Below are 22,997 nucleotides of genomic sequence, written 5' to 3'. Positions count from 1 at the left end.
CCCAACGGAGGAGTCATGAGCACTGACGACGTGCTCTTCCCAACGGAGGAGTCATGAGCACCGACGACGTGCTCTTTCCAACGGAGGAGTCATGAGCACCGACGACGTGCTCTTCTCAACGGAGGAGTCATGAGCACTGACGACGTGCTCTTCCCAACGGAGGAGTCATGAGCACCGACGACGTGCTCTTTCCAACGGAGGAGTCATGAGCACCGGGGTGATCGACGGATACCTGGGTTCGCTGGGGGCGCGGCTGTACGGCCCGCGCGGGGCGAAGCGGGACCTGCTCGTCGAGGCGCGGGACGGGTTGGAGGACGCCGCGGCCGCGTACGCCGAGGCCGGGTACCCCGAGCCGGAGGCGCAGTCGCGCGCGGTGGCCGATTTCGGCGACGTGCCGGTGATCGCGCGCGAGTTCCAGGCCGAACTGGCGGTCGCGGGCGCGGTCCGCACGCTGTGGACGATGATCCTCGGGCTGTCCGCGACGCACCTGATGTGGGAGGTCGCCAGGGGCGTGTGGTGGGGCTCGTGGTCGCAGCTGCACACGCCGACCCCGCACTGGTACGTCGTGATCGCCTGGGTCTACGACGCGGTGTGGCAGGGCGTGCTGCCGGGGTTCGCGCTGCTCGCGCTGGTCGGCACCCGGTTCGCGGGCCGCCGCGCGGGGACCGTCCGGCTGATGCGCTGGCTCCGGGTGTTCCTCGCCGCGGCCGTCAGCGTGCTGGTGGCCACCCAGGCGCTGCTGCTCGGCTCGACCGGGATCATCGACGCCGCCAGGCTCATGCTTTCCGGTCCGTGCGTGGCGGTGGTGGCGATTTCGGTCGCGCTGACGGCGTGGCTCGTCGTGCTGGCGCGCCGTCTGTCGGCGTCCTGTGTCACGATCGTGGGGTGACCACCGCGCTGATCTACCTCGTTGTGATGCTGCTCGTCGCGGCCGTGGTGTTCCTGCTCGCCGCGGTCGTGTTCGGCCGTGGTGAGGAGATGGCTCCGCTGGCGCCCGGCAGCTCCCCGACGAGACTCCCGGTCGACGACATCACCGGCGAGGACGTGCAGAGCGTCCGCTACCAGCTCGTGCTGCGCGGGTACAAGATGTCCGAAGTGGACTGGGTGATGCACCGGCTCGGCGCCGAGATCGACGAGCTGCGCGCGCGGGTGCGCGAGCTGGAGGCCGCTCGGGAGAACGCGCAGTGACCGACGTGCTGCTTTCGGTCGAGATCGCCGCGCCGGCCGGGACCACCTGGCTCGCGCTGACCGACTGGGCCCGCCAGGGCGAGTGGATGCTCGGCACCGAGGTCGAAGTGCTGGCGGGCAACGGCCGCAGCGTCGGTTCGCGGCTGGCCGCGTTCACCGGTGTCGCCGGTGTCGGGTTCACCGACACCATGGAGATCATCGGCTGGGAGCCGCCCGTCCGGTGCACCGTGCGCCACCTCGGCACGCTCGTGCGCGGCACCGGCGCCTTCCACGTGCAGGACAAGGGGCCGCAGCGTTCGGTGTTCATCTGGTCGGAGCAGCTCGAGCTGCCGTTCGGGCTCGTCGGCAGGCTCGGCTGGCCGCTGGCGAAGCCCGCGTTCACGCTCGGGCTGAAGTATTCGCTGCACAGGTTCGCGAAGTTCGCGGAGAGGTATTCGGTGGGGGCATGAGCGAGTTGGTCGGTGCGGACGGGGTCGCGCGGTGCACGTGGGGGAACTCCGCGCCGGACTACGCGGAGTACCACGACAAGGAGTGGGGCGTCCCGCTCCGCGGCGAAGAAGCGCTGTACGAACGGCTTTCGCTCGAAGCGTTCCAGTCCGGGTTGTCCTGGATCGTGATCCTGCGCAAGCGGGAGGGGTTCCGGCGCGCGTTCGCCCGGTTCAAGCCGAAGAAGGTCGCCAAGTTCACCGACGCCGACGTCGAGCGGCTGCTCCAGGACGCCGGGATCGTGCGGAACCGGGCCAAGATCCTCGCCACGATCGCGAACGCCAAGGCCATCGCGAACCTCGACGAACCCCTCGACGAGCTGCTCTGGTCGTTCGCGCCGGAACGGGACAGCCGCCCGCGCACGATGGCCGACGTCCCCGCCGTCACCGACGAGTCGAAGGCGATGGCGAAGGCGTTGAAGAAGCGCGGTTTCTCCTTCGTCGGCCCGACCACGTGCTACGCGCTCATGCAGGCCACCGGCATGGTCGACGACCACGTCGAAGGCTGCTTCCGCGCCGGGTGACCGGATTCCCCGAAGGCGACCTTCGGGGAATCTGACGCCGTGAAGGCGTCCTTGAGGGCATGCGCTGGGATTTCGCGGCTCGCGCCTTGTGTCCGCGCTCGTGCCCCGAAGGCGTCCTTCAGGGCGTCGGCATCACCGTGCCGCGCGCCGTGAGGGGCGGGATGGGGGCGTCAGATTCCTTGAAGGATGCTCCTGTAGAGGTCAAAAGCGAGGTGCCCTTCACAGCATGCACTGGGACTTCGCCGTTCACGTCTCATTCTCATCTCCGCGCTGGCGCCCCAAAAAAAGGGCCTTCATAGGCGTGAATGCCACGGATGCGGCCTCCACGGACCCGCTTTGCTCCGGGCGCATGCCCCGAAGGGGCCCATGAGGGAATCTGACGCCGCGAAGGGCCCCTTCAGGGCATCAGCACCACCATGCCGCCCGCCGCGAGGGACGAGATCGCGGCGTCAGATTCCCTCAAGGCGACCTTCACGGACCAAGCCCCCGGGCGGCTCCGCGCATCCGCCACCCACCTCACCAGAATCAACGCGCACACATCATCACTGCACACATCATCACTGCACACATCATCACTGTGGCCTTCGGGCCTGCGTCCGTAGGCCACCTTCAGGAAAGGGCGCGCTACTTCCCCTGGAAGTTCGGGCGTCGCTTGGCGACGAAGGCGTCCACGGCTTCGGTGTGGTCCGCCGTCGCGCCGAGTGCGCCCTGCGCGGCGTCTTCCGCGGCCAGCGCCTCGTCGAGGGTGCTCTCCGCCGCGGTCGTCAGCACGTCCTTGATCTTCGCGTAGGCGACCGTCGGCCCCGCCGCGAACTTCGCCGCGAGCCGCTGCGCGTGCGCGGCCAACTCGTCGTCGGGCACGATCTCGGCGATCAGCCCGATCCGCAGCGCCTCCTCCGCGTCCACCGTCCGCCCGAGCAGCATCAGCTCGGCGGCGCGCCCGTACCCGATCAGCCGCTGCAACGTCCACGAAGCGCCGGAATCCGGCCCGAGGCCGACATTCGCGAAGGCCATCAGGAACGTCGACGAAGCCGCCGCGACGCGCAGGTCGGCGGCGTAGGCGAAGGCGGCGCCCGCACCGGCCGCGGTGCCGTTGACCGCGGCGATGACCGGCTTCGGCATGTCCACGATGGCGCGGACGATCGGGTTGTAGTGCTCGGCGACGGTCCGCAGCGGCGCGGGGTCGTTCGCCTTGAGCAGACCGACGTGCTCCTTGAGGTCCTGCCCGGCGCAGAACGCCTTCCCTTCGCCGGTCAGCACCACCGCGCGGACCTCGTCGTCGGCCGCGGCCTCGGTCAGCGCCGCCAGCAGGCGCTCCTTCAGCTCGACGGTCAGCGAGTTGTACGCCTTCGGGCGGTTGAGCTTCAGGGTGCGCACACCGTCGGCGTCGGCGGACAGCAGAACGTCCTCTGTGGTCACTGGGTCACTCCCTCGAGAAATTCGGACTCGTGCCGAGTCTGGCAGGCCCGCGGGGCGCATACCAGCATCGATGGGACGTGAAAAGATCGGTCCGCGTTCGCGCCGCCGCGCTGATGAGGGACAATGGACGTGACCCGGTTGGCTCAGTCATGTGGTGACCGGGCGCGCCGGTTTTAGGCGGTAGAAACTTCCCGTGAGGGAGGGCCTATTGCAAAGACGGAGGGAGCACGCTATGGCGGCCATGAAGCCCCGGACCGGAGATGGTCCCCTCGAGGTTACTAAGGAGGGGCGGGGCCTCGTGATGCGCGTACCGCTCGAGGGTGGTGGGCGACTTGTCGTCGAGCTGTCTGCCGAGGAAGCGAAAGACCTTGGTGTCGCGTTGCAGGAGGTAACCGGCTAGCCATCCCCCCTCCGCGCCACTCGCACCCCGGTCTCCCTTCGGAGGCCGGGGTTGTGGTTCAGCACCCGCGTTTCCGTCCCGTTCCCCCGAGGCAAGTGAGGTCGTAACTCCCATGGCGCGTGTCCCGGTGCCGTCCGTCCCCAGCAGGTTGCCCGAGATCGAGATCTCCAGCGCCCCCCGGCGCGGCGCGCAGTCCGCCGCACTGGTGTTCGCACCGGACGGCACCGACGGCGACCGGGCCGCGGTGGACGGCGTCCGCCCGCCCGAGCGCGCCGGCGACGTGCGCGAGGTGCCGGAGGGGAAGGACCGCTGGCTCGCCGGGGTCGGCGCGGGTGAGCCGAAGGACTTCCGCGCCGCGGGCGCCGCCCTGATCCGCGCGGTCGACGGGGACGAGAAGCCGCCGCGGATACTCGAAATCGGCCTCGCCGCCGACGTCACCGCGGAGCAGATCGAGAACCTCGTCGCGGGGCTGCTGCTCGGCGGCTACCGGTTCACCGTCACCGCCGACGCGCCCAAGCCCGGCGTCCGCACGATCCGCCTCGTGACGGGGGACGCCCACGCGGGCACCGTCGAGCGCGTCCGTCATCTCGCCGCGGCAGCCGCCTTCGCGCGCGATCTCGCGAACGCGCCCTCGAACGTCAAGGACCCGGCCTGGCTCGCGGACACCGCCTCCGCCGGGGTCGCCGGGCTCGCGAACCTCACCGCGACCGTGCGCGACGAGCGCTGGCTGCGCGACGAAGGCTTCGGCGGGGTGCTCGCCGTCGGCGGCGGCTCGGCCAGCCCGCCACGGCTGATCGAACTCGCCTACCGCCCGCGCGGCGCGAAGCGGCACCTGCTGCTCGTCGGCAAGGGCATCACCTTCGACACCGGCGGCCTCTCGATCAAACCGGCCGACGGCATGCACCTGATGCGCACCGACATGGCCGGCGGCGCCGCCGTGCTCGCGGCCACCCGCGCGATCGCCGCGCTCAAGCTGGACGTCAAGGTCACCGCGCTGGTCCCGGCCGCGGAGAACCACGTGTCCGGCACCGCCTACCGGCCGGGCGACGTCGTGCGCCACTACGGCGGCAAGACCACCGACGTCAGCAACACCGACGCCGAGGGCCGCATGGTCCTCGCCGACGCGCTCGCCTACGGGATCAAGCGCTTCCGCCCGGACGCGGTGGTCGACGTGGCCACCCTGACCGGCGCCATGAAGGTCTCGCTCGGCCTGCGCACCGGCGGGCTGTTCGCCAACGACGACGAACTGGCGCGCCGCGTCGCCGACGCGGGGGAGCGGGCGGGCGAGCAGTGGTGGCGCATGCCGCTGACCGAGGACCTCGCCGACTCCGTGCGCGGTGAGATCGGCGACGTGCGGCAGGCGCCGGGCGGGCCGGGTGGCATCGCGGCGGCGCTGTTCCTGCGCGAGTTCGTCGACGGCGCCGCCTGGGCGCACCTCGACATCGCGGGCCCCGCGCGGTCGGAGAAGAACTACGCGGACGTGGTGCCCGGCGGCACCGGTTTCGCCGCCCGCACCCTGGTCGAACTGGCCGCGTCGTACACGTGACGGATCGCGTGGTCACGGAACGCGCGAACCGCGGGCGTCGGCACACCGGATGACGGCCAGGCGAGCCCGAGCGTGCGCGTGGTCCGCGGCCGGATCGGGATCTCGACGACGCCGGCGGGCGTGCCCGGCTCGAACCGGGGCAGCAGCGAGACGCCGAGCCCCGCGGCGACGAGCCCGCGGACGGTGTCCGACTCCTGTCCTTCGAACGCGATCTTCGGCGTGAACCCGGCGTCGCGGCAGAGCCCGTCGATGATCTGGCGGAGCCCGTAGCCGTGTTCGAGCAGCACGAACGGCTCGTCGGCGAGTTCGGCGACGCGCACTTCGCGGCGGCTCGCGAGCGGGTGCTGTTCGGGCACCGTGAGGTAGAGCGGCTGCTCGCCGACCTCGACCGCGTCCACGCCGTCCCCGGTCGGTACCGGTGCGACGAGCACGAGGTCCAGTTCCCCGCGGGCGAGCCGGTCGAGGATGTCCTGGCGCGAGCCCTGGACGAGGCTGAACCGGACGCCGGGGTGCTCGGCGCGGAAGCCGCTGAGCAGGCCCGGCACGAGCGATCGGCCCAGCAGGTGCAGGAAGCCCAGCACGACCAGGCCCGTCGACGGCGAGATCTCTTCGCGGGCCTGCCGGACGCCCGCGTCGAGGGTCGTCATCGCGCGCGTGGCGGCGTCCGCCAGTAGCGCGCCCGCTCGCGTCAGCCGGACCCCTCGGCCGTCCGGCTTGGTCAGCGGCGCCCCGAACAGCTCGCCCATGGCCGCGATTCGCCTGCTGACTGTGGGCTGGGGCACGCCGACGAGGTCGGCCGCGCGGGTGATGTTGCCCGTTTCACGCACCGCCGCCAGCAGCGCGAGCGAAGGCGCCAGACCCGCCGCGAGCAGGCGGTTCACTGAATCATCCACCATTGCATGAATACTGCCAGGCGAACGTATTGGACGCATTGGTTAGCAAAGCTTACTTTCGCGAAGTGACTCTCGCGCTGTCCCGTCCCGTGGCCGCTCTCGGCACCACGCGTCGTGTCAAGATCGCGATCGCGGCGGCCGGCATCTCGTCGTTCGCCCTCCTCTACGCGCCGCAACCGGTGCTCCCGCAGCTCGCGGGCCAGTTCGGGCTCGATCCCGGCGGCGCGTCGCTCGCGGTCAGCGTGGCCACCGGCGCGCTCGCGATCGCGGTGCTGCCGATCGCGGTGCTCTCCGAGGTCGTCGGCCGCCGCCCGGTGATCATCGGGTCGGTCCTGATCTCGGCCGTGCTGGGACTGCTGCTCCCGCTGGCCCCGTCGTACGGGGCGTTGCTCGCGCTGCGGGCGGTCCAGGGCGTGGCCATCGCGGGCCTTCCCGGCGTCGCGGCCGCCTACCTCGTCGAACGGCTCGGTAAGGCCGGGGTCGCGGCGGCGGTCGGCGCGATGATCGCGGGCAACACCGTCGGCGGCATGCTCGGACGGCTGGCCAGCGGGTTCACCGCGAGCGGGCTCGGCTGGCACGGCGCGCTGCTCGTCGTCGCGCTCATCGGCACGGTGTGCTCGCTGCTCACCGTCGTCCTGCTCCCGCCCGGCGCGCGTGAAAGCACCCGCTCCCACGGGGTTTTCCGGGGTGTCCTCGCCGCGGTGCGCAGGCCGGTCCTGCTCGCCCAGTACGCCGTCGCGCTCCTCGCGATGGGCTCGTTCGTCGCGCTGTACAACGCCGCGGGCTTCCGGCTCACCGGGGCGCCGCTGAACCTCGCGCCCGCGATCGCGTCGCTGGTGTTCCTGTCCTACGCGATGGGCGCGGTGTCCTCGGCGACCGCGGGCAGGCTGATCGCCCGGTTCGGCCGCGTGCGGACGGTCGTCGTCGCGCTGGTCGTCACGGCCGCGGGCGCCGCGCTGACCATCCCCGACTCGCTGCCGCTGGTCATCCTCGGGTTCGTGGTCCTGACCGGCGGGTTCTTCGCCGCCCACGCCACCGCGAACGGCTGGGCCGCCGCCGAGGCCCCGGAAAGCGCGCGCGGGCAGGTCTCCGGGCTCTACACGCTCGCCTACTACCTCGGCAGCAGCATCGGCGGCACGCTCGGCGCGCTGGTCTTCGCGCGCGCCGGGTGGACGTGGCTGATCGTGACCGTGGCGTGCTGGCTCGCGCTCGCCGCCGTCGCGGTAGCGCTCGGGAACCGCTCAGTAGTGCGCGGCGACCAGCAGCCCGCCGCCGACCGGCAGTAGCGCGGGCACCAGGCGCTGGTCCTCGCGGATGGCCCTGGCCACTTCGCGCAACGCCAGCGTCTCGGCGTCGCGTCGGCCCTGCTCGTGGACGCGCCCGCCGCCGAGCACGCCGCAGAACGCCAGCACGCCGCCCGGCCGGAGCAGGTGCACCGCGTGCTCGTAGTAGCTCGGGTACTCCGCGCGCGTGGCATCGACGAACACCAGGTCGTACCCGCCACTGGTCAGCCTGGGCAGCACGTCGAGCGCCTGCCCCATGATCAGCCGCATCCGGCCCGGCGCGAACCCCGCGTCGAGGAAGGTCCGGCGCGCGGCGCGGTGGTACTCGGGCTCGATGTCGATCGTGGTGAGCACGCCGTCCTCGGCCATCCCGCGCAGCAGGTACAGCCCGCTCACCCCGGTGCCGGTGCCGATCTCCACCACCGCGCGGGCGCGCAGCGTGGTGGCCAGGAAGCGCAGCGTCGCACCGCAGCCCTGGTCCAGTGGTTCGCAGCCGAACTCGGCGGCGCGGCCACGGGCGGCGGCCAGTGTCTCGTCGTCCGGGAGATAGCCCTCGACGTACGCGGCGCCGTCACCGAGGCCCACCGCGGCCGGGGTCTGCGTCTCGGAGCTCACGCGAGGAGGTTAGCGCTGGTTGTCGATAAATCAGCGAAGGCTCCCCGTAACCGGGATCACCCAGGTCCGCGCGTTCTCTCAGGCTGTTCTCAGCGCTGTCTCACTACAACCATAAGGAAGCAGGAGAAACTACGTCTGTCAGACGGGAACACCGGGCGGAACGGCCGCGTTGGGTGAAGTAGTTGGGAGAACAGCCTGATGGAGGTGCCTAGCCCGCCGATGCCGAAGAGCACAGGGTCGACAGCGGAAGTGGAGCCCGTGACGGTCGACGAGGCCGCATGGACTCCGCCGTCGTGGGACGAGGTCGTCCGCGAGCACGCGGACCGCGTGTACCGCCTCGCCTACCGGCTCACCGGTAACAGCCACGACGCCGAGGACCTCACGCAGGAGACCTTCATCCGCGTCTTCCGCTCGCTGGCCTCCTACAAGCCGGGCACGTTCGAAGGCTGGCTGCACCGCATCACCACCAACCTGTTCCTCGACATGGCGCGCCGCCGCTCGCGGGTGCGCATGGAGGGCCTGCCGGAGGACACCGACCGCATCGTCGGCGACGACCCGAGCCCCGAGCAGGTCTACTCGGACACCCACCTCGACCCCGATCTCCAGGACGCGCTCGACGAGCTGCCACCGGAGTTCCGCGCCGCCGTGGTGCTGTGCGACGTCGAGGGCCTGTCCTACGAGGAGATCGGCGCGACGCTCGGGGTGAAGCTCGGCACCGTCCGCAGCCGCATCCACCGCGGCCGCCAGGCGCTGCGCGGCTCGCTCGAACGCCGTCGTGCCGCCCGTGGCGAGTCCATGAAGGTGCCGGTATGAGCGACGCTTGCGAGCGAATCGAAGACACCATGCGCCAGAAGGAATTCAACGCTGTCTCGCGGAGCGAGGCGATCGCATGAACGAAACTTCGCGAGGGTGGGGTCTCGGAGAGTCCCACCTGCTTCCGGACGCCGTCGTCGCCTTCGTCGACGGCGAGCTGTCCCTGGGAGCGCAGGACAGGGCGTCCTCGCACGTGTCGCGCTGCCCGCTGTGCGCCGCCGAGGTGACCGCGCAGCGCCAGGCGCGCGCCGAGGTCAAGCGCGCGGAGATCCCCACCATGTCGGCGGGGTTCCTGGCCAGCCTGAAGTCCATTCCCCAGCACACCGAACTGCCCAGCTCGCCGGACAACCTCGCGATCAGCGAGGACGGCACGCTGGTCGCGATCCAGCGTCCCGACCGGGTCGCCGGGCTGCGGTCGGCGAGCGCGCTCGGCGCGTCGGCGCCGCTGGGCTCGTCGTCCCCGCTCGGCAACTCCTCCACCGTGCTCGGTGGCGGCGCCGTCGGGCGTGACGGGTCGTCCTACCGCCGCCGCGCCGCACAGGGTGCCGGTGTCGTCGTGTCCGGGCTGGTGCTCAGCGCGCTGGCGCTGGTCGCGACCTCCGGCGGTGCCCCGGAGGAGAACCCGCAGAGCCCCGGTGGCGGACCGCAGCAGAACGTGCTGCGCGCGCAGTTCGGCGGCACCGGCGCGGTCAACGCCGACGTCACGCCGACTCCGGCGCCGTCGCGCCCGCCGCACGGCCTGGTGCCCCTGCCCTGACAACGCGCACTTCACCGTGGTGACGGCAGACTGGGCCGACGACGCTTGGCGTATGGTCACGCCGAGCAACCGCAGAGGCCGCAGCACGGGGAATGATGAGCGAGCACGATCCGAAGCACGCACCGGGGGAGCCGAGGCTCGCGCCGCGGCCGGTCGTGAGCCCGCCGGTGGACCCGGCCGAGGCCGCGACGTTCGGCAGGCCACGCGGCGTGGACGGCGCCTTCGACAAGCTGTACGCACCCGGTACCCAGAACGGTGCGGGCCCGAAGCAGGCGCAGCAGCCGCCGGAATCGCTCGCCGAAGCGTTCTCGCGCCCGCCCGGCGCCGAGGGCATCGTGCTGCAGCGCCCCAGCGACTACACCGAATCGAACGGGAACGGGCGCGGCGCCGAGAAGCCGCTCTGGACGCCGCCGGGTGATCCGTGGCGCGATCCCGGCGCGGGGGCGGTGCTCGCCAGTCCCGCGGTGCACACCGAGGAGCCGCGCGAAGAGGCGGAGGCCAGGCCGAAGAGCGCGATGCTGTCGCTGCCCGAGGTGCTGTTCGGGCGCCGGGTCAAACCGGTCGCGCTGGGCCTGCTCGGTGTGATCGCGCTGCTCGTCGGCGCGGTCGGCGGCCTCGTCGGCTGGTGGCTCACCGAGCAGGCGAACTCGCTCACCGGATCGGCCACGATCGCCGAGTCCGACGCCGGCAAGGAACGCGCGCCGGGTTCGGTGGCGGACGTCGCGAAGCGGGTCTCGCCCGCGGTCGTCTCGATCGAGGTCCTCTCCGGCCAGTCCGGGGTGTCCGGCTCGGGCGTGCTGATCGACCCGAAGGGCTACATCCTCACGAACAACCACGTCGTCTCGCTCGCGGCGACCGACGGCCAGGCCAAGATCACCACGGTGTTCCTGGACGGCTCCCGCCTCGAGGCGAAGATCGTCGGCACCGACCCGAAGTCCGATCTCGCGGTGATCAAGGTCAACGTCGCGAACCCGACCGTGCTCCAGATCGGCAAGTCGGGGAGCCTGCAGCCGGGCGATTCGGTGATCGCCGTCGGCTCGCCGCTCGGCCTGGAGAACACGGTCACCTCCGGTATCGTCAGCGCGCTGCACCGCCCGGTGACCGCGCAGGGCGAGAACGGCGACCCGCCGATGGCCTACGACGCGATCCAGACCGACGCGCCGATCAACCGGGGCAACTCCGGCGGCGCGCTCGTCGACTCCACCGGCGCGCTGATCGGCATCAACACCTCGATCCGCACCGACGCCGGTCCTGGCGGGCAGGGCGGCAGCATCGGCATCGGCTTCGCGATCCCGTCGGACGACGCGGTCAAGATCGCCCAGACGCTGATCAAGAGCGGCCAGGTCAAGCACGCCGACATCGGGGTGAACGCGGCGTCGGTGTCGGCGAACAGCTCCGAGGGCGCGCGCGTGCAGAACGTGCCGCCGGGCAGCCCCGCGCAGCAGGCCGGGATCGCCGAGGGCGACGTGATCACCAAGGTCGGCGACCGGATGGTCCGCACCGCCGCCGAACTGACCGTGGCGGTACGCGGCCACGCCGTCGGCGAGGTGGTACCGGTGCAGGTCGTCAGGGACGGGCGTCAGCTCACCGTTGATGTCACCTTGGGCAGCGATTGACGGGGTATTCTTGCCGGGACGCTACGGTGTCGGCGGTTCTAGGCGGAGGTACGCGGTGTTCGAGAGCGTTGGCTGGGGCGAGATCCTCGTGCTCATCGTCGCCGGGCTGTTCATCCTCGGCCCGGAGCGGCTGCCGGAAGCGGCGGCCTGGGTCGGGAAGAGCATGCGCAAGGTCCGCGAGTTCGCCACCGGCGCGCGCCAGCAGCTGCGCGACGAGATGGGCTCGGACTTCGACGATCTGCGCAAACCGCTGGAAGACCTGCGCGGGCTGCGGAACTTCGACCCGAAGCGCGCGGTCACCCAGCACCTGTTCGACGGGGACGCGGATCCGCTCGGGCTCAAGGAAAACGGCTACGGGAACGGCGGCGCCAAGCCGAACGGCTACCCGGCGTCGACCCCGCAGGCCGATCCCCTGAAGCCGGGCGAAAAACCCCCGGTCGACCCGGACGCCACCTGACCCCGTTGGCCGGGCCCTTCCCCTGCGTGCCCTGAAAGTCCTGCGTGTCCTGAAGGCGTCCTTCGCGGCATTGGATGCCCCGAAGGCTCCCTTCGGGGCACTACGCGACGGCCCCACCTTGACCTCGACAAGAGCACCCTGTTGGGGCGTCCATGCGGGACGAGGGGCCGCGAATGCCCGGCAGGGCAAGGAAAGTTCCGGTCAGCGGCCCGCGGGGGTCACGTTCAGCATCATGCCGGACAGGCCCCGCGCCCGTACGGCGAGCTTCTCGGCGGCCTGCTTGAGCACCTTCGACGCGGCCGCGTCCGGCTCGGTGAGCACGATCGGCTTGCCCGCGTCGCCCTGCTCGCGCAGCTTCGGGTCGAGCGGCACCTGGCCGAGCAGCGGCACCGTCGCGCCGGTGGTCTTGGACAGCGAGTCGGCGACCTGCTGCCCGCCGCCGGAGCCGAAGATCTCCATGCGGGTGCCGTCCGGCGTTTCGAGCCACGACATGTTCTCGATCACGCCCGCGAGCCGCTGCCGCGTCTGCACCGAGATCGCCCCCGCGCGCTCGGCGACCTCGGCCGCCGCCTGCTGCGGGGTCGTCACGACCAGGATCTCGGCGTTCGGGATGAGCTGCGCCACCGAGATCGCGATGTCGCCGGTGCCGGGCGGCAGGTCGAGCAGCAGCACGTCGAGATCGCCCCAGAACACGTCCGCGAGGAACTGCTGCAGCGCGCGGTGCAGCATCGGCCCCCGCCACACCACGGGTGTGTTGCCGGGGGTGAACATGCCGATCGAGATGACCTTCACACCGTGCGACTGCGGCGGCATGATCATGGTGTCGACCTTGGTCGGCTTCTCGCTCGCGCCGAGCATGCGCGGCACCGAGTGGCCGTAGATGTCCGCGTCGACCACGCCGACGGAGAGCCCGCGCTGCGCCATCGCGACCGCGAGGTTCACCGTGACGCTCGACTTGCCGACCCCGCCCTTGCCGGAGGCGACGCAGTACACCCTGGTCAGCGAGCCGGGCTGGGCGAACGGGATCACCGGCTCCTTCGCGTCCCCGCGCAGCGACTTCCGCAGCTCGGTGCGCTGCTCGTCGCTCATCACGTCCAGCTCGACGCGCACGTCGCGCACGCCGTCGAGCTTGCTGACGGCTTCGGTGGTGTCCTTGGTGATCGTCCCCTTCAGCGGGCAGCCGGCCACGGTGAGGTAGATGCCGACGGTGACCACGCCGTCTTCGCCGATCACGACGTCCTTGACCATGCCGAGGTCGGTGATCGGTTTCTTGATCTCCGGGTCGTAGACGCCGGCCAGCGCGGTGCGGACGTCTTCTGCCGAGGGGATCTGCTGTGTGCTGGTCACGGGTACCGGCCTTCGCTGATGGGACTGCTTCGCCCCCCATGTTACGGATGGGTAGTGCCGCTCTGGTCGGCCCTGCTCTTGGACTTCCTGCGGTTCGCGCTGACGTTGAGGTCCTCACGCAGCTTGTCCAGCTCACCACGGAGGTAGTCGCGGGTGGCGACCTCGCCGACCGCGATCCGCAGCGACGCGATTTCCCGCGCCAGGTATTCGGTGTCGGCCTTCGTCTGCGCCGCGCGGGCGCGGTCCTCGTCGAGCGAGACCCGGTCGCGGTCGTCCTGCCGGTTCTGGGCGAGCAGGATCAGCGGTGCGGCGTAGGCGGCCTGGGTGGAGAACGCCAGGTTCAGCAGGATGAACGGGTACGGGTCCCACTGCAGCGAAACCGCGGCCAGGTTCAGCGCGATCCAGACGATCACGATCAGGGTCTGCCAGAACAGGTACTTCCCGGTGCCGAGGAACCGCGCGATGCGCTCGGTGAACCGCCCGAACATGTCCGGGTCGAGGTTGAGCCCGAGCCTGCGCTGGCGGCCGGGCTGGTCGAGGTGGCGGCGCGGCAGCAGCTCAGGCATGGATCTCGCCCTCTCGTTCGCCCGCCACGTCGTGCAGGCCGGTTTCGCGCCAGTCCTCGGGCAGCAGGTGGTCGAGGACGTCGTCGACGGTGACCGCGCCGAGCAGGTGGTCCTCCGCGTCGACGACCGGCCCGCAGGCGAGGTTGTACGCGGCGAAGTAGCGGGTGACCTCGCTCAGCGGGGTGGACGGCCGCAACGCGGGGAGATCGGTGTCGACGGCGCTCGCGACGAGTTCGGCCGGCGGTTCCCGCAGCAGGCGCTGGAAGTGGACGCAGCCGACGTACCGGCCGGTCGGTGTCTCGGTCGGCGGCCTGCACACGAACACCATGCTGGCGAGCGCCGCGGGCAGCTCGGCGTTGCGGATCCTGGCGAGTGCTTCGGCGACCGTCGCGTCCGGGGCGAGCACCACCGGCTCCGGGGTCATCAGGCCGCCCGCGGTGTTCGACGAGTACGCGAGCAGCCGCCGCACCGGCGCCGACTCCTCCGGTTCCATCAGTTCCAGCAGGCGGCTCTGGTCGGCGGGGGTCAGCTCGGCGAGCAGGTCGGCGGCGTCGTCGGGGTTCATCGCTTCGAGCACGTCGGCGCCGCGTTCCTCCGGCAGGTAGGAAAGCAGCTCCTTCTGGTCGTCCTCCGGCAGTTCCTCGATGACGTCGGCGAGGCGCTCGTCGTCCATCGCGTCGGCGACTTCGTGGCGGCGCTTGAGCGGGAGGTCGCGCAGGGTCGCGGCGACGTCGACCGCGCGCATGGTGTCGAACAGCACCAGGAGCTGCCCCGCTCCCTGCGGCTGCCCGGACAGGTCGGTGAGCCCGAGCCCCGAAACCTCGGTCCACGGCACCACCTGCAGCGACGAGCGGCGGCGGCCGAGCCCGAGCCGCGTGCTGCGCTCGCGGATGGCGAGCTTCGCGAGCACCCAGTCGCGCGTCCTCGTCGGCTCCATCGCGGCGTCGATGACGGTGACCCGCGTGTCGGTGTTGGCGAGGAACGCGTGCGCGTCCAGCAGCTGCCCGACCACGAGCACTTCGTTGGGGCGCTGGTGGAAGTGGCGCATGTTGATCGAGCCGGTGGCCATCGTGATGGCGTTGGGTTCGATCGAGGTGACGCGCAGCATGGGCACGAAAACACGTCGCCGGGTGGTCAGCTCGACGACGACGCCGAGGATGCGCGGCGGCTGCGCGTCGAGCCGGAGCCCGGCGACGAGGTCGCGCACCTTGCCGATGGACTCCCCGTCGGGGCCGAACACCGGCAGGCCCGCGAGCTGAGCGGCGAAAACCCTGTTCACGGCGGCCATGGCGCCAGGCTATCGGGTGCCGGGCGCCACCGCTCGGTCGCCGATCTCACACCCGCGAGAGCCCTTCTCCAAGGGAAACGCCATTTTCGGCGCCCCGGATCGCCGCGGCGGCCAGCATCGCGAGAAGGCAGGCGAGCGTCAGGAGGCCGATGATCGCGGGCCCGCCGCCGTTGCTCGCCGCCATCTCGAACGCCGTGCCGTAGGTGGACCTGAACTCCGGCACGTGTGCGGGTTCACACCTGGGATACCGCCCATTCGGCGATCCGGATGACCTCGGGGTAGGGGAAGTCGTCGTCCTCGTCCTCGGTGAGGCCGAGCCAGTTCTCCACCGCGCGCACCAGCGTCCAGGCGAGCGCGCGGTCGCGGTCGAGACCGGCGGCCGACACCACCCCGGCGAACCGTTCGTCCAGTGTGGACTCGGTGAACCTGTTCCACAGCAAGGGGATCACACCGAATTCGACGTCGCCGGTGAGCGGCTTCGGGTCGATCACCAGCCACGGCTCGCGGGTGCCCGCCAGGACGTTCAGGTAGTGCGAGTCTTCGTTGACCAGGAGCGCGCCCGCCTCGGGGCCGAGGTTCCGGCACGCGTCGAGCGCCGCGTCCAGCATGCGGCGGGGCAGCGGTTCGGCCAGTTCCCGCCATAGCTCCGGCAGATCGGCCGCCCACCGTTCGGCTTCGGCCGCGAGCGAGCGCGACAACGGCGGCGCTGCGACCGCGAGCCTGCGCAGCAGCCCGCCCGCGATCTCGACCGCGGACCCGATCGGCTCCCCGTCCAGCGAACGCGCTTGGTCGAGCCGTTCGAGCAGCAGCGCGCCGGTCTCGTCGTGATCGAGCAGCAGCACCGAACCCGCACCGTCCCATGTGGACAGTGCGAGCCGCTCGTCGCGGGTTTCGTCGTCCTGCCAGGGGAGTTTGAGCGCCGACGGGGTGCCGTCGACGCCCACGGTGGGGTAGACCACGGCCGTGTAACCGTGCATCGGCTCGCCGTCGGGGCGGAGCTTCCACTGCTCGAAGCAGTGCTCGACGGCGGCGGGAAGCTGAGCGAGCCAGGCGCGGCCCTCGTCCCCTTCGCGTTCGGTGATTTCCTCGATGAAAGCGGCGGGGATCGGCGGAGTCGGCACACCCCCACTCTGCCAGGCGCGAACGCCATGGCTCCGGGTCCGCCGCACATGCCCCGAAGGTGCCCTTCGGGGAATCGGATGCCGTGAAGGGCGCCTTCGGGGCAGGGCAGGATCCGCTGGGACAGCGTGAGTTCGTGCGAGTGTGATCCTCGCGGGCCTTTTCCGTTCCAGCGCTTCCGCTGTGCTCTCGCGTCTCCGCTGTGCTCTCGCGCGCATTGCCGTGAAGGGGCCCTTGAGGGAATGTGGTGCCGTGAAGGGCGTCTTCGGGGCATCAGCGTTGCCGTGCCGCGCGTCGTGAGGGGTGGGAATGCGGCGTCAGATTCCCCGAAGGTGATCTTCGGGGAACCGCATGCCCCGAGAGGCACCTTCAGGGCATGCGGGAACTCGCCCTCGACCTCGATTGAGGGCATCCTTCTGCCAAGGCCGGGCGTAGCATCGAACAGGCAGGGGGCCTGCGAGATCGGGAGCCGTCATGGTGCTCGAAATCATTTCCGGAGTGCTCGCCGCCGGGGCCGTCGGCCTCGCGTCGAGCATGCGCGTGGTCCGGCAGTTCGAACGCGGGCTGGTGTTCCGGTTCGGCAGGGTGCGGCCGAAGGTGCGGGAGGCGGGCCTGGTCGCGCTCGTGCCGTTCGCCGACCGGCTGCAACGGGTGAACATGCAGGTGATCACGCTGCCCGTGCCCGCACAGGACGGCATCACCAGGGACAACGTGACGGTGCGCGTGGACGCGGTGGTGTACTTCAGGGTGGTCGACCCGGTGACCGCCGCGGTGAACGTGCAAGACTACCGGTTCGCGGTCGGCCAGGTCGCGCAGACGAGTTTGCGCTCGATCATCGGGAAGAGCGATCTCGACGATTTGCTCTCGAACCGCGAACGGCTCAACGAGGGCCTCGAGCTGATGATCGACAGCCCCGCGCTGGGCTGGGGCGTCCAGATCGACCGGGTGGAGATCAAGGACGTGGCGCTGCCGGAGACGATGAAGCGGTCCATGTCGCGGCAGGCGGAGGCCGAACGCGAGCGCCGGGCCAGGGTCATTTCGGCGGACGGCGAGCTGCAGGCTTCGCACAAGCTGGCGCAGGCGGCCGCCACGATGGCCGACACCCCGGCCGCGCTGCAACTGCGCCTGCTGGAGACGGTCGTGCAGGTGGCTTCGGAAAAGAATTCGACACTCGTGCTGCCGTTCCCGGTGGAGCTGCTGCGCTTCCTCGACCACCACACCCGCGCGGGGGAAGCAGGCTATTCCGTTGCCCAGCCCGAACGGGTGAGTGACGATATCCGGCACAGTCCGCCGGCGGACCCGCCGGCGGACGCCGAAACATCGGAGAGGAACGGGGTTGTCGAGGATGGCCGGGTTGGGTGAACGTCGTGACGCGGCGTTGCCGATGCTCACCGTGCGCCAAGCCGGCCGGGTGCGGGCGCTCGTGCGCGAGGCGCTCGCCAGGCAGGGGCGCCGGGTCACGGTCTTCCCCGGGCACGTGGAGGACGCCGACGGCGCGAAGTTCGGGCTCGGCGGGATCGCGCGGGTCCTGACCGCGAGGGCCATCCCGGAGCCGCGCTGGGGCACGCTCGTGGACGCGCACGTCGTCAGGATGCTGAGCGCGATGGCCGGTCCCGACGACTTCCGCGCGCCGACCGAGGACCTGGTGCCGCGCACGTACTTCGGGCTGTACGACCGGACGGCGCTGCCCGGCACGGGCGGCTGGGACTACGCCCGCGAGGCGCTGCCCGACGTGCTCGAGGTGTTCGTGCTGGACTGCCCGGACAGCGTGAAGACGTTCTGCGGTGACGAGGTCGCGCGCCACGGCGAACGCCGCCTCCGCCAAGCCGCGCTGGCGAACGCCAGGCGCGAAGTCCCGGGGGAGCGGCGGGACTTCGAAGGCGTCCACCTGCTGTGCAGCGAGTCGATGCACTTCGCCTCCTCGGCGCTGGTACTGCCGGAGCTGGTGCTGAAGGTGACGGGTGAGGCGCCGTCGGCGAACGGCGTGCTGGTGGCGGTGCCGTTCCGGCACCAGGTGCTGTACTCGGTGCCGAGGGACGAGCGGGCGGGCAGGTCGCTGGAGGCGATGGCGAAGATCGCGGCGGCCGAGTACCGCACCGGGACCGGGCCGATCAGCCCGCACGTGTTCTGGTGGCGCGAGGGTCAGTTCACGAAGCTCACCGAGGGAGCGCCAGGGGAGACGCCGCAGCTCGCGGTACCCGCCGAGTTCGAGGCCGTACTCGACAGCTTCGTGAGAGACCGCTCATAGGCAAGACTCGCCCGGCAGGGTCATACTCGTCGGTAACCTCGTCGTCCAGCCCAGGAGCAAGTATGGCCCGCCTTGCCCAGACCGCCGGTCTCACCGATGTGCAGTCGGAGATCCTGTCCACCGTCCGCACGTTCGTGGACAAGGAGGTGATCCCGCACGCGCAGGAGCTGGAGCACGCCGACACCTACCCGGCGGACATCGTCGAGGGCATGAAGGAGATGGGCCTGTTCGGGATCACTATTCCCGAGGAGTACGGCGGGCTCGGCGAGTCGCTGCTGACCTACGCGCTGGTGGTCGAGGAGATCGCGCGCGGCTGGATGAGCGTCTCCGGCGTGATCAACACGCATTTCATCGTGGCGCACATGATTTCCCGGCACGGCACCGAAGCGCAGAAGAAGCACTTTCTGCCGAGGATGGCCACCGGGGAGGTGCGCGGGTCGTTTTCCATGTCGGAACCGGATCTCGGCTCCGACGTCGCCGCGATCAAGACGAAGGCGAAGAAGGACGGCGACCGCTACGTCATCGACGGTTCGAAGATGTGGCTGACCAACGGCGGCAGCTCGAACCTGATCGCCTTGCTGGTGCGCACCGACGAAGGTGCCGAGAAAGCGCACCAGAACCTCACCACGTTCTTGGTGGAAAAGCCGGAAGGCTTCGGGGAAGTGGCTCCCGGGCTCACGATTCCCGGCAAGATCGAGAAAATGGGCTACAAGGGCGTCGACACCACGGAAGCGGTGTTCGACGGTTTCGAGATCGGCGCCGACAAGGTGCTCGGCGAGGCGCCGGGCAAGGGCTTCTCGTACATGATGGACGGTGTCGAGGTCGGCCGTGTCAACGTTGCCGCGCGCGCCTGCGGGATCGCGATCAGGGCGTTCGAACTCGCCGTGGACTACGCGCAGCAGCGCAAGACCTTCGGCAAGCCGATCGCCGAACACCAGGCGATCGCCTTCAAGCTGGCCGAGATGGCCACCAAGGTGGAGGCGGCGCACCTGATGATGGTGAACGCCGCGCGGTTGAAGGACTCGGGCGCGCGCAACGACGTCGAGGCCGGGATGGCCAAGCTGATCGCGAGCGAATACTGCGCCGAGGTGACCCAGGAGGCGTTCCGCATTCACGGCGGCTACGGGTACTCGAAGGAGTACGAGATCGAGCGCCTGATGCGCGAGGCGCCGTTCCTGCTGATCGGCGAAGGCACCAGCGAAATCCAGAAGACGATCATCAGCCGCGGGCTGCTGCGGGACTATAAGAGCAGGAGCTGATTCGCGCACGGTGGCGGGTCCTGCCTCACCCAGGCGTTGATGACCAGGCATTTTCCCCCGTACGGGGGTGTAACGCGAGACGACTGTCCACTGTGGGTAGCAGCTTTCACGATCAGGGCTCGAAAGCGGGCAACCAAGATCGTCGATGGTTCGCGTGAAAACTCACCCCGGGTGATCTTCTGGCCCTCCACCACACTTTCACCCGCGCATTTCCGAGTTTCCGCGCGGTGTGGACCGCGTTAGGTTCTCGCCCCGGTTGCGATTCATTTTCCAGGGCAGGAGGACCCCGTGGTTCGACGTATCACCGTCACTCGCGCGAAAGGTATCGCCGGTATCGCCGCCGCAGCGCTGGCCCTTGCCGGGCTCGCCGGTTGCGGTGACGACAACAACCAGTCCGGCAGCGGGAACGGGAACGGCAGCAGTTCGGCACCGGCACCGGCGCCGAACGGCCAGGGCGATCAGAACGGCCAGAACGGGCAGAACGACCCGAACGGCGCGCAGAACGGTTCGCAGGCCGCGCAGGCGCTGCAGACGAAGCTGGACGAGCTGATGAAGGCGACTCCGATCAGCTTCGAGCGCGAGAAGACCGAACTGACCGAGCAGAGCAAGGAGACCGTCAAGAAGGCGGCCGAAGCCGCCGCGGGCGCGGCGGGGACCAAGCTCGAAGTCACCGCGTCGGCGGGCTACGACGACGCGGCGAAGGCGACGGAAGTTTCGCAGCAGCGCGCCGACGCCGTGGTCAAGGAGATGACGGCGAACGGGGTGCCCGCCGACCGCGTGACGGCGAAGGGCACCGGCAACGAGGGCGTCGCGGGCGACGAAAAGGCCGCGACCTCGGTGAAGATCAAGGCATCCTGACCGGGTACCGGTGAGAAAACGGCGAGGGCCGCCCCGCAACGGGGCGGCCCTCGCCGCCGTACGGGGGAGTCTTGCCCGGTCGGGTTCGCATGACCTGCCGCAGGTTGGCAGGATGGGTGATACGCCCCTTCTCTTCTTCCGACAGCGCAGGTGATGATCGTGACCGGTCCGTTCTCCTCCGGCGGGCGCCCGAACGCCGGCGTCCCCCGCGTTCCGACGCCTCCGACGGGATGGCCGATCGGCTCCTACGACCACTACACCGAAGCGCAGCGCGCGGTGGAGCACCTCGCGGACAGCGATTTCGCGGTGCAGGACGTGACCATCGTCGGCGTCGACCTGATGCTGGTGGAGCGCGTCATCGGCAGGCTCTCCTGGGGCAAGGTGCTCGGCACCGCCGCGGTGTCCGGTGCCTGGTTCGGCCTGCTCATCGGCGTGCTGCTGAGCATGTTCAACCCCGGCAGCGGCGGCGGCATCAACTTCGCGCCGATCCTGGTCGGCGTGCTCGCGGGCATGCTGTTCGCGCTCGTGTTCGGCGCCGCGAGTTACGCGTCCACGAAGGGGCGCCGCGACTTCTCGTCGTCGAGCCAGCTGGTGGCAGGCCGCTACGACGTGCTGTGCCAGCCGCGCAGTGCCGAACAGGGCCGCGATCTGCTGGCGAAACTCGCGATGCGGCCGTCCGGCTCGACGAGCTGACCCCTACCCGAACGGGTAGGGGTTCGGACCCGTTACCCTGGCGGATTTTTCTGCGCCACTATCCGGTCATACCTTTTCCTGAATCGTTACGGTTCCTGCTTGCGGGCCGTGATCCCCGGGCATAAGTTGCAGTGCACCGGTCGGGCGCCGCGTGCTGTTGCGTGCGGTTCGCCCGGCGTCATGCACGTCGGGGTGCAGGTCGCGGTCCTTCCCGCCGCACCGCGTTCCTCTCCAGTCCGTGCTGGGGCGTGCGCGCAGGGAAGGGAGACCTTGATGGGGAAAGGGATCACGCGGCGAGGGCGGCCGCCCGCGAGGGCCGTCGCCGTGTTCTGCACTGGGGTGCTCGCCGCCGGGACGCTCGCCGCATGCGGGAGTTCCGGTGGCCTCAAGATCAACGTCTACCAGGCGCCGGAAGACAACTTCCAGTCCGTGGTGGACAACTGCAACAAGCAGGCGAACGGGCGCTACGAGATCGTCTACAACAAGCTGCCGCGCGGCTCGGACGACCAGCGCCTGCAGATGGCTCGCCGGCTCGCGGCCGGTGACCAGTCGCTCGACGTGCTCGGGCTCGACGTCACCTGGGTGCCGGAGTTCGCCGAGGCGGGCTGGGCCGAGGAGTGGACGGGCCAGCACAAGGAGACCGCGTCCGCCGGGGTGCTGCCCGCGCCGCTGAAGACGGCGGAGTGGAACGGCAAGCTGTACGGGGCGCCGAAGAACACCAACGTGCAGCTGCTCTGGTACGACGACAGGGTCACCCCGAAACCGCCTGCCACCTGGGACGAGATGATCGCCCAGTCGAAACAGCTGAAGGCGCAGGGCAAGCCGTACCAGATCGTGTTCACCGGTGCCCAATACGAGGGACTGGTGGTCGTCTACAACACGCTCGTGCAGTCGGCGGGCGGGCACATCCTGTCCGAGGACGGCAAATCCGTCGTGCTGGACGAGGGTGCGGTGAAGGCGCTGGAGATCCTGAAGAACGTGACCGCGTCGGGGATCACCGACCCGTCGCTCACCACGTTCCAGGAGGACGAGACGCGCCAGGCGTTCCAGCAGGGCAACGCGGCCTTCGAGCTGAACTGGCCGTTCGTCTACCCCTCCTTCGCCAAGGAGAAGAAGGCGGATCTGCCGCACTTCAAGTGGGCGAAGTACCCGGAGGTGAACCCCGGCGACACGGCGAAGACCACGATCGGCGGCATCGACTTCGCGGTGAGCACGTACTCGCAGCACAAGCCGGAGGCGTTCGAGGCCGCGTTGTGCTTGCGCAGCCCGGAAAACCAGAAGTTCTCCGCGCTCAAGGACGGCGTGCCGCCGACGCTGGAGTCGATCTACGGCGACGACACGCCGCTCGACCCCAGCAAGCCCGAGGGCAGTGACAACCCGAGCATGGGCAGCACGTACCCGATGCGGGCGACCATTGTGGACGCTCTGAAGACCGCGTCGCTGCGCCCGCTCACACCCGCGTACCAGAGCATGTCGACGGTGATGTCGAAGGTGCTCTCGCCGCCCGCCGAAATCGACCCGCGGAAGACCGCGGACCGGCTGCGCAAGGAACTGAACGACGCACTCGAGTCGAAGGGGGTGATCCCGTGACCCAGCAGGGACCCTCACCGGCCGAAACGGTCG

25 protein-coding genes are annotated in these 22,997 nt (G+C 70.2%); 17 read left to right on the top strand and 8 right to left on the bottom strand.

Features of this window, described 5'->3' with window-relative positions; all coding sequences use genetic code 11:
• Positions 1 to 205 precede the first annotated feature (205 nt).
• Genes ABD256_RS25005 through ABD256_RS24990 form a run of 4 tightly spaced genes read left to right on the top strand, consistent with a single transcriptional unit; the run spans position 206 to position 2,197 of the window.
• Positions 206 to 889 carry a permease prefix domain 1-containing protein gene (locus ABD256_RS25005; RefSeq protein WP_344423539.1) on the top strand — a complete coding sequence of 228 codons (684 nt, stop codon included), beginning with the start codon at positions 206 to 208 and terminating at the stop codon, positions 887 to 889.
• Complete coding sequence (locus ABD256_RS25000; RefSeq protein ID WP_344423536.1) at positions 886 to 1,188, top strand: DivIVA domain-containing protein; 303 nt, start codon at positions 886 to 888, stop codon at positions 1,186 to 1,188. Before ABD256_RS25005 ends, ABD256_RS25000 begins: the two co-directional genes overlap by 4 nt.
• Positions 1,185 to 1,637: an SRPBCC family protein gene (locus ABD256_RS24995; protein WP_344423534.1), complete on the top strand. Its 453-nt coding sequence runs from the start codon at positions 1,185 to 1,187 to the stop codon at positions 1,635 to 1,637. The genes ABD256_RS25000 and ABD256_RS24995 overlap by 4 nt, the downstream gene beginning before the upstream one ends.
• Positions 1,634 to 2,197: a DNA-3-methyladenine glycosylase I gene (locus tag ABD256_RS24990; RefSeq protein WP_344423531.1), complete on the top strand. Its 564-nt coding sequence runs from the start codon at positions 1,634 to 1,636 to the stop codon at positions 2,195 to 2,197. Before ABD256_RS24995 ends, ABD256_RS24990 begins: the two co-directional genes overlap by 4 nt.
• A 624-nt stretch (positions 2,198 to 2,821) precedes the next feature.
• Here ABD256_RS24990 and ABD256_RS24985 read toward each other — a convergent pair.
• On the bottom strand, positions 2,822 to 3,616 hold the full coding sequence (locus ABD256_RS24985) for an enoyl-CoA hydratase-related protein (protein WP_344423528.1): 795 nt from the start codon (positions 3,614 to 3,616) through the stop codon (positions 2,822 to 2,824).
• A 232-nt stretch (positions 3,617 to 3,848) separates the two neighbouring features.
• Between ABD256_RS24985 and ABD256_RS24980 the strand changes: the two genes are divergently transcribed.
• Both ABD256_RS24980 and ABD256_RS24975 read left to right on the top strand, forming a co-directional pair.
• Complete coding sequence (locus ABD256_RS24980; RefSeq protein WP_091294302.1) at positions 3,849 to 4,016, top strand: DUF3117 domain-containing protein; 168 nt, start codon at positions 3,849 to 3,851, stop codon at positions 4,014 to 4,016.
• Positions 4,017 to 4,128: 112 nt separating this feature from the next.
• Complete coding sequence (locus ABD256_RS24975) at positions 4,129 to 5,562, top strand: leucyl aminopeptidase family protein (protein ID WP_344423516.1); 1,434 nt, start codon at positions 4,129 to 4,131, stop codon at positions 5,560 to 5,562.
• Here ABD256_RS24975 and ABD256_RS24970 read toward each other — a convergent pair.
• The gene (locus ABD256_RS24970; RefSeq protein WP_344423514.1) at positions 5,487 to 6,458 is read right to left on the bottom strand and encodes a LysR family transcriptional regulator; all 972 of its coding nucleotides are present in this window, start codon (positions 6,456 to 6,458) and stop codon (positions 5,487 to 5,489) included. The two genes, ABD256_RS24975 and ABD256_RS24970, sit on opposite strands and share 76 nt — an antisense overlap.
• A gap of 62 nt (positions 6,459 to 6,520) precedes the next feature.
• On the opposite strand from ABD256_RS24970, the gene ABD256_RS24965 reads away from it, so the two are divergent.
• Positions 6,521 to 7,741 carry an MFS transporter gene (locus ABD256_RS24965; RefSeq protein WP_344423511.1) on the top strand — a complete coding sequence of 407 codons (1,221 nt, stop codon included), beginning with the start codon at positions 6,521 to 6,523 and terminating at the stop codon, positions 7,739 to 7,741.
• Here ABD256_RS24965 and ABD256_RS24960 read toward each other — a convergent pair.
• Complete coding sequence (locus tag ABD256_RS24960; protein WP_344423507.1) at positions 7,697 to 8,353, bottom strand: O-methyltransferase; 657 nt, start codon at positions 8,351 to 8,353, stop codon at positions 7,697 to 7,699. The two genes, ABD256_RS24965 and ABD256_RS24960, sit on opposite strands and share 45 nt — an antisense overlap.
• A gap of 198 nt (positions 8,354 to 8,551) precedes the next feature.
• On the opposite strand from ABD256_RS24960, the gene sigE reads away from it, so the two are divergent.
• The 4 genes from sigE (at position 8,552) to tatB (ending at position 11,996) form a co-directional block, all read left to right on the top strand.
• A complete protein-coding gene (gene sigE, locus ABD256_RS24955) occupies positions 8,552 to 9,166 on the top strand; it encodes an RNA polymerase sigma factor SigE (protein ID WP_344423504.1) in 615 nt (204 codons plus the stop codon).
• A gap of 76 nt (positions 9,167 to 9,242) precedes the next feature.
• On the top strand, positions 9,243 to 9,923 hold the full coding sequence (locus ABD256_RS24950; RefSeq protein ID WP_344423501.1) for an anti-sigma factor family protein: 681 nt from the start codon (positions 9,243 to 9,245) through the stop codon (positions 9,921 to 9,923).
• A 92-nt stretch (positions 9,924 to 10,015) separates the two neighbouring features.
• Complete coding sequence (locus ABD256_RS24945; protein WP_344423498.1) at positions 10,016 to 11,539, top strand: S1C family serine protease; 1,524 nt, start codon at positions 10,016 to 10,018, stop codon at positions 11,537 to 11,539.
• A 55-nt stretch (positions 11,540 to 11,594) separates the two neighbouring features.
• Positions 11,595 to 11,996, top strand: a complete 402-nt coding sequence (gene tatB / locus ABD256_RS24940; RefSeq protein ID WP_344423495.1) for a Sec-independent protein translocase protein TatB — start codon at positions 11,595 to 11,597, stop codon at positions 11,994 to 11,996.
• A 201-nt stretch (positions 11,997 to 12,197) separates the two neighbouring features.
• Here tatB and ABD256_RS24935 read toward each other — a convergent pair whose 3' ends face one another.
• From ABD256_RS24935 to ABD256_RS24915, 5 genes are read right to left on the bottom strand one after another with little or no spacing between them, the layout of a single operon-like run.
• Positions 12,198 to 13,343 carry an Mrp/NBP35 family ATP-binding protein gene (locus tag ABD256_RS24935; protein ID WP_344423492.1) on the bottom strand — a complete coding sequence of 382 codons (1,146 nt, stop codon included), beginning with the start codon at positions 13,341 to 13,343 and terminating at the stop codon, positions 12,198 to 12,200.
• Between the two features lie 41 nt (positions 13,344 to 13,384).
• Positions 13,385 to 13,909: a DUF1003 domain-containing protein gene (locus ABD256_RS24930; protein WP_344423490.1), complete on the bottom strand. Its 525-nt coding sequence runs from the start codon at positions 13,907 to 13,909 to the stop codon at positions 13,385 to 13,387.
• Positions 13,902 to 15,197: a magnesium transporter MgtE N-terminal domain-containing protein gene (locus ABD256_RS24925; RefSeq protein WP_344423488.1), complete on the bottom strand. Its 1,296-nt coding sequence runs from the start codon at positions 15,195 to 15,197 to the stop codon at positions 13,902 to 13,904. Before ABD256_RS24925 ends, ABD256_RS24930 begins: the two co-directional genes overlap by 8 nt.
• Before the next feature lie 46 nt (positions 15,198 to 15,243).
• A complete protein-coding gene (locus tag ABD256_RS24920) occupies positions 15,244 to 15,420 on the bottom strand; it encodes a hypothetical protein (RefSeq protein ID WP_344423485.1) in 177 nt (58 codons plus the stop codon).
• 10 nt (positions 15,421 to 15,430) lie between these two features.
• Positions 15,431 to 16,318, bottom strand: a complete 888-nt coding sequence (locus ABD256_RS24915) for an aminoglycoside phosphotransferase family protein (protein ID WP_344423482.1) — start codon at positions 16,316 to 16,318, stop codon at positions 15,431 to 15,433.
• A gap of 472 nt (positions 16,319 to 16,790) precedes the next feature.
• On the opposite strand from ABD256_RS24915, the gene ABD256_RS24910 reads away from it, so the two are divergent.
• The 6 genes from ABD256_RS24910 (at position 16,791) to ABD256_RS24885 (ending at position 22,964) form a co-directional block, all read left to right on the top strand.
• The gene (locus tag ABD256_RS24910) at positions 16,791 to 17,678 is read left to right on the top strand and encodes a slipin family protein (RefSeq protein WP_344423480.1); all 888 of its coding nucleotides are present in this window, start codon (positions 16,791 to 16,793) and stop codon (positions 17,676 to 17,678) included.
• Positions 17,671 to 18,564, top strand: coding sequence for a hypothetical protein (locus ABD256_RS24905; RefSeq protein WP_344423477.1), 894 nt, complete (start codon positions 17,671 to 17,673; stop codon positions 18,562 to 18,564). The genes ABD256_RS24910 and ABD256_RS24905 overlap by 8 nt, the downstream gene beginning before the upstream one ends.
• 62 nt (positions 18,565 to 18,626) lie before the next feature.
• Positions 18,627 to 19,823 (top strand): acyl-CoA dehydrogenase family protein, encoded by a 1,197-nt coding sequence (locus ABD256_RS24900; RefSeq protein ID WP_344423474.1) that lies wholly within the window; start codon positions 18,627 to 18,629, stop codon positions 19,821 to 19,823.
• A 288-nt stretch (positions 19,824 to 20,111) separates the two neighbouring features.
• Complete coding sequence (locus ABD256_RS24895) at positions 20,112 to 20,681, top strand: OmpA family protein (protein WP_344423471.1); 570 nt, start codon at positions 20,112 to 20,114, stop codon at positions 20,679 to 20,681.
• Positions 20,682 to 20,834: 153 nt separating this feature from the next.
• Complete coding sequence (locus ABD256_RS24890; protein ID WP_344423468.1) at positions 20,835 to 21,374, top strand: YflT domain-containing protein; 540 nt, start codon at positions 20,835 to 20,837, stop codon at positions 21,372 to 21,374.
• A gap of 273 nt (positions 21,375 to 21,647) precedes the next feature.
• Positions 21,648 to 22,964 carry an ABC transporter substrate-binding protein gene (locus tag ABD256_RS24885; RefSeq protein ID WP_344423465.1) on the top strand — a complete coding sequence of 439 codons (1,317 nt, stop codon included), beginning with the start codon at positions 21,648 to 21,650 and terminating at the stop codon, positions 22,962 to 22,964.
• Positions 22,965 to 22,997: the final 33 nt, after the last annotated feature.

It is taken from the genome of Amycolatopsis minnesotensis (assembly GCF_039529815.1).
Lineage (GTDB): Bacteria > Actinomycetota > Actinomycetes > Mycobacteriales > Pseudonocardiaceae > Amycolatopsis > Amycolatopsis minnesotensis.
The sequence above is the reverse complement of the archived record's forward strand: the minus strand, read 5'-3'. Positions and strand labels throughout refer to the sequence as shown.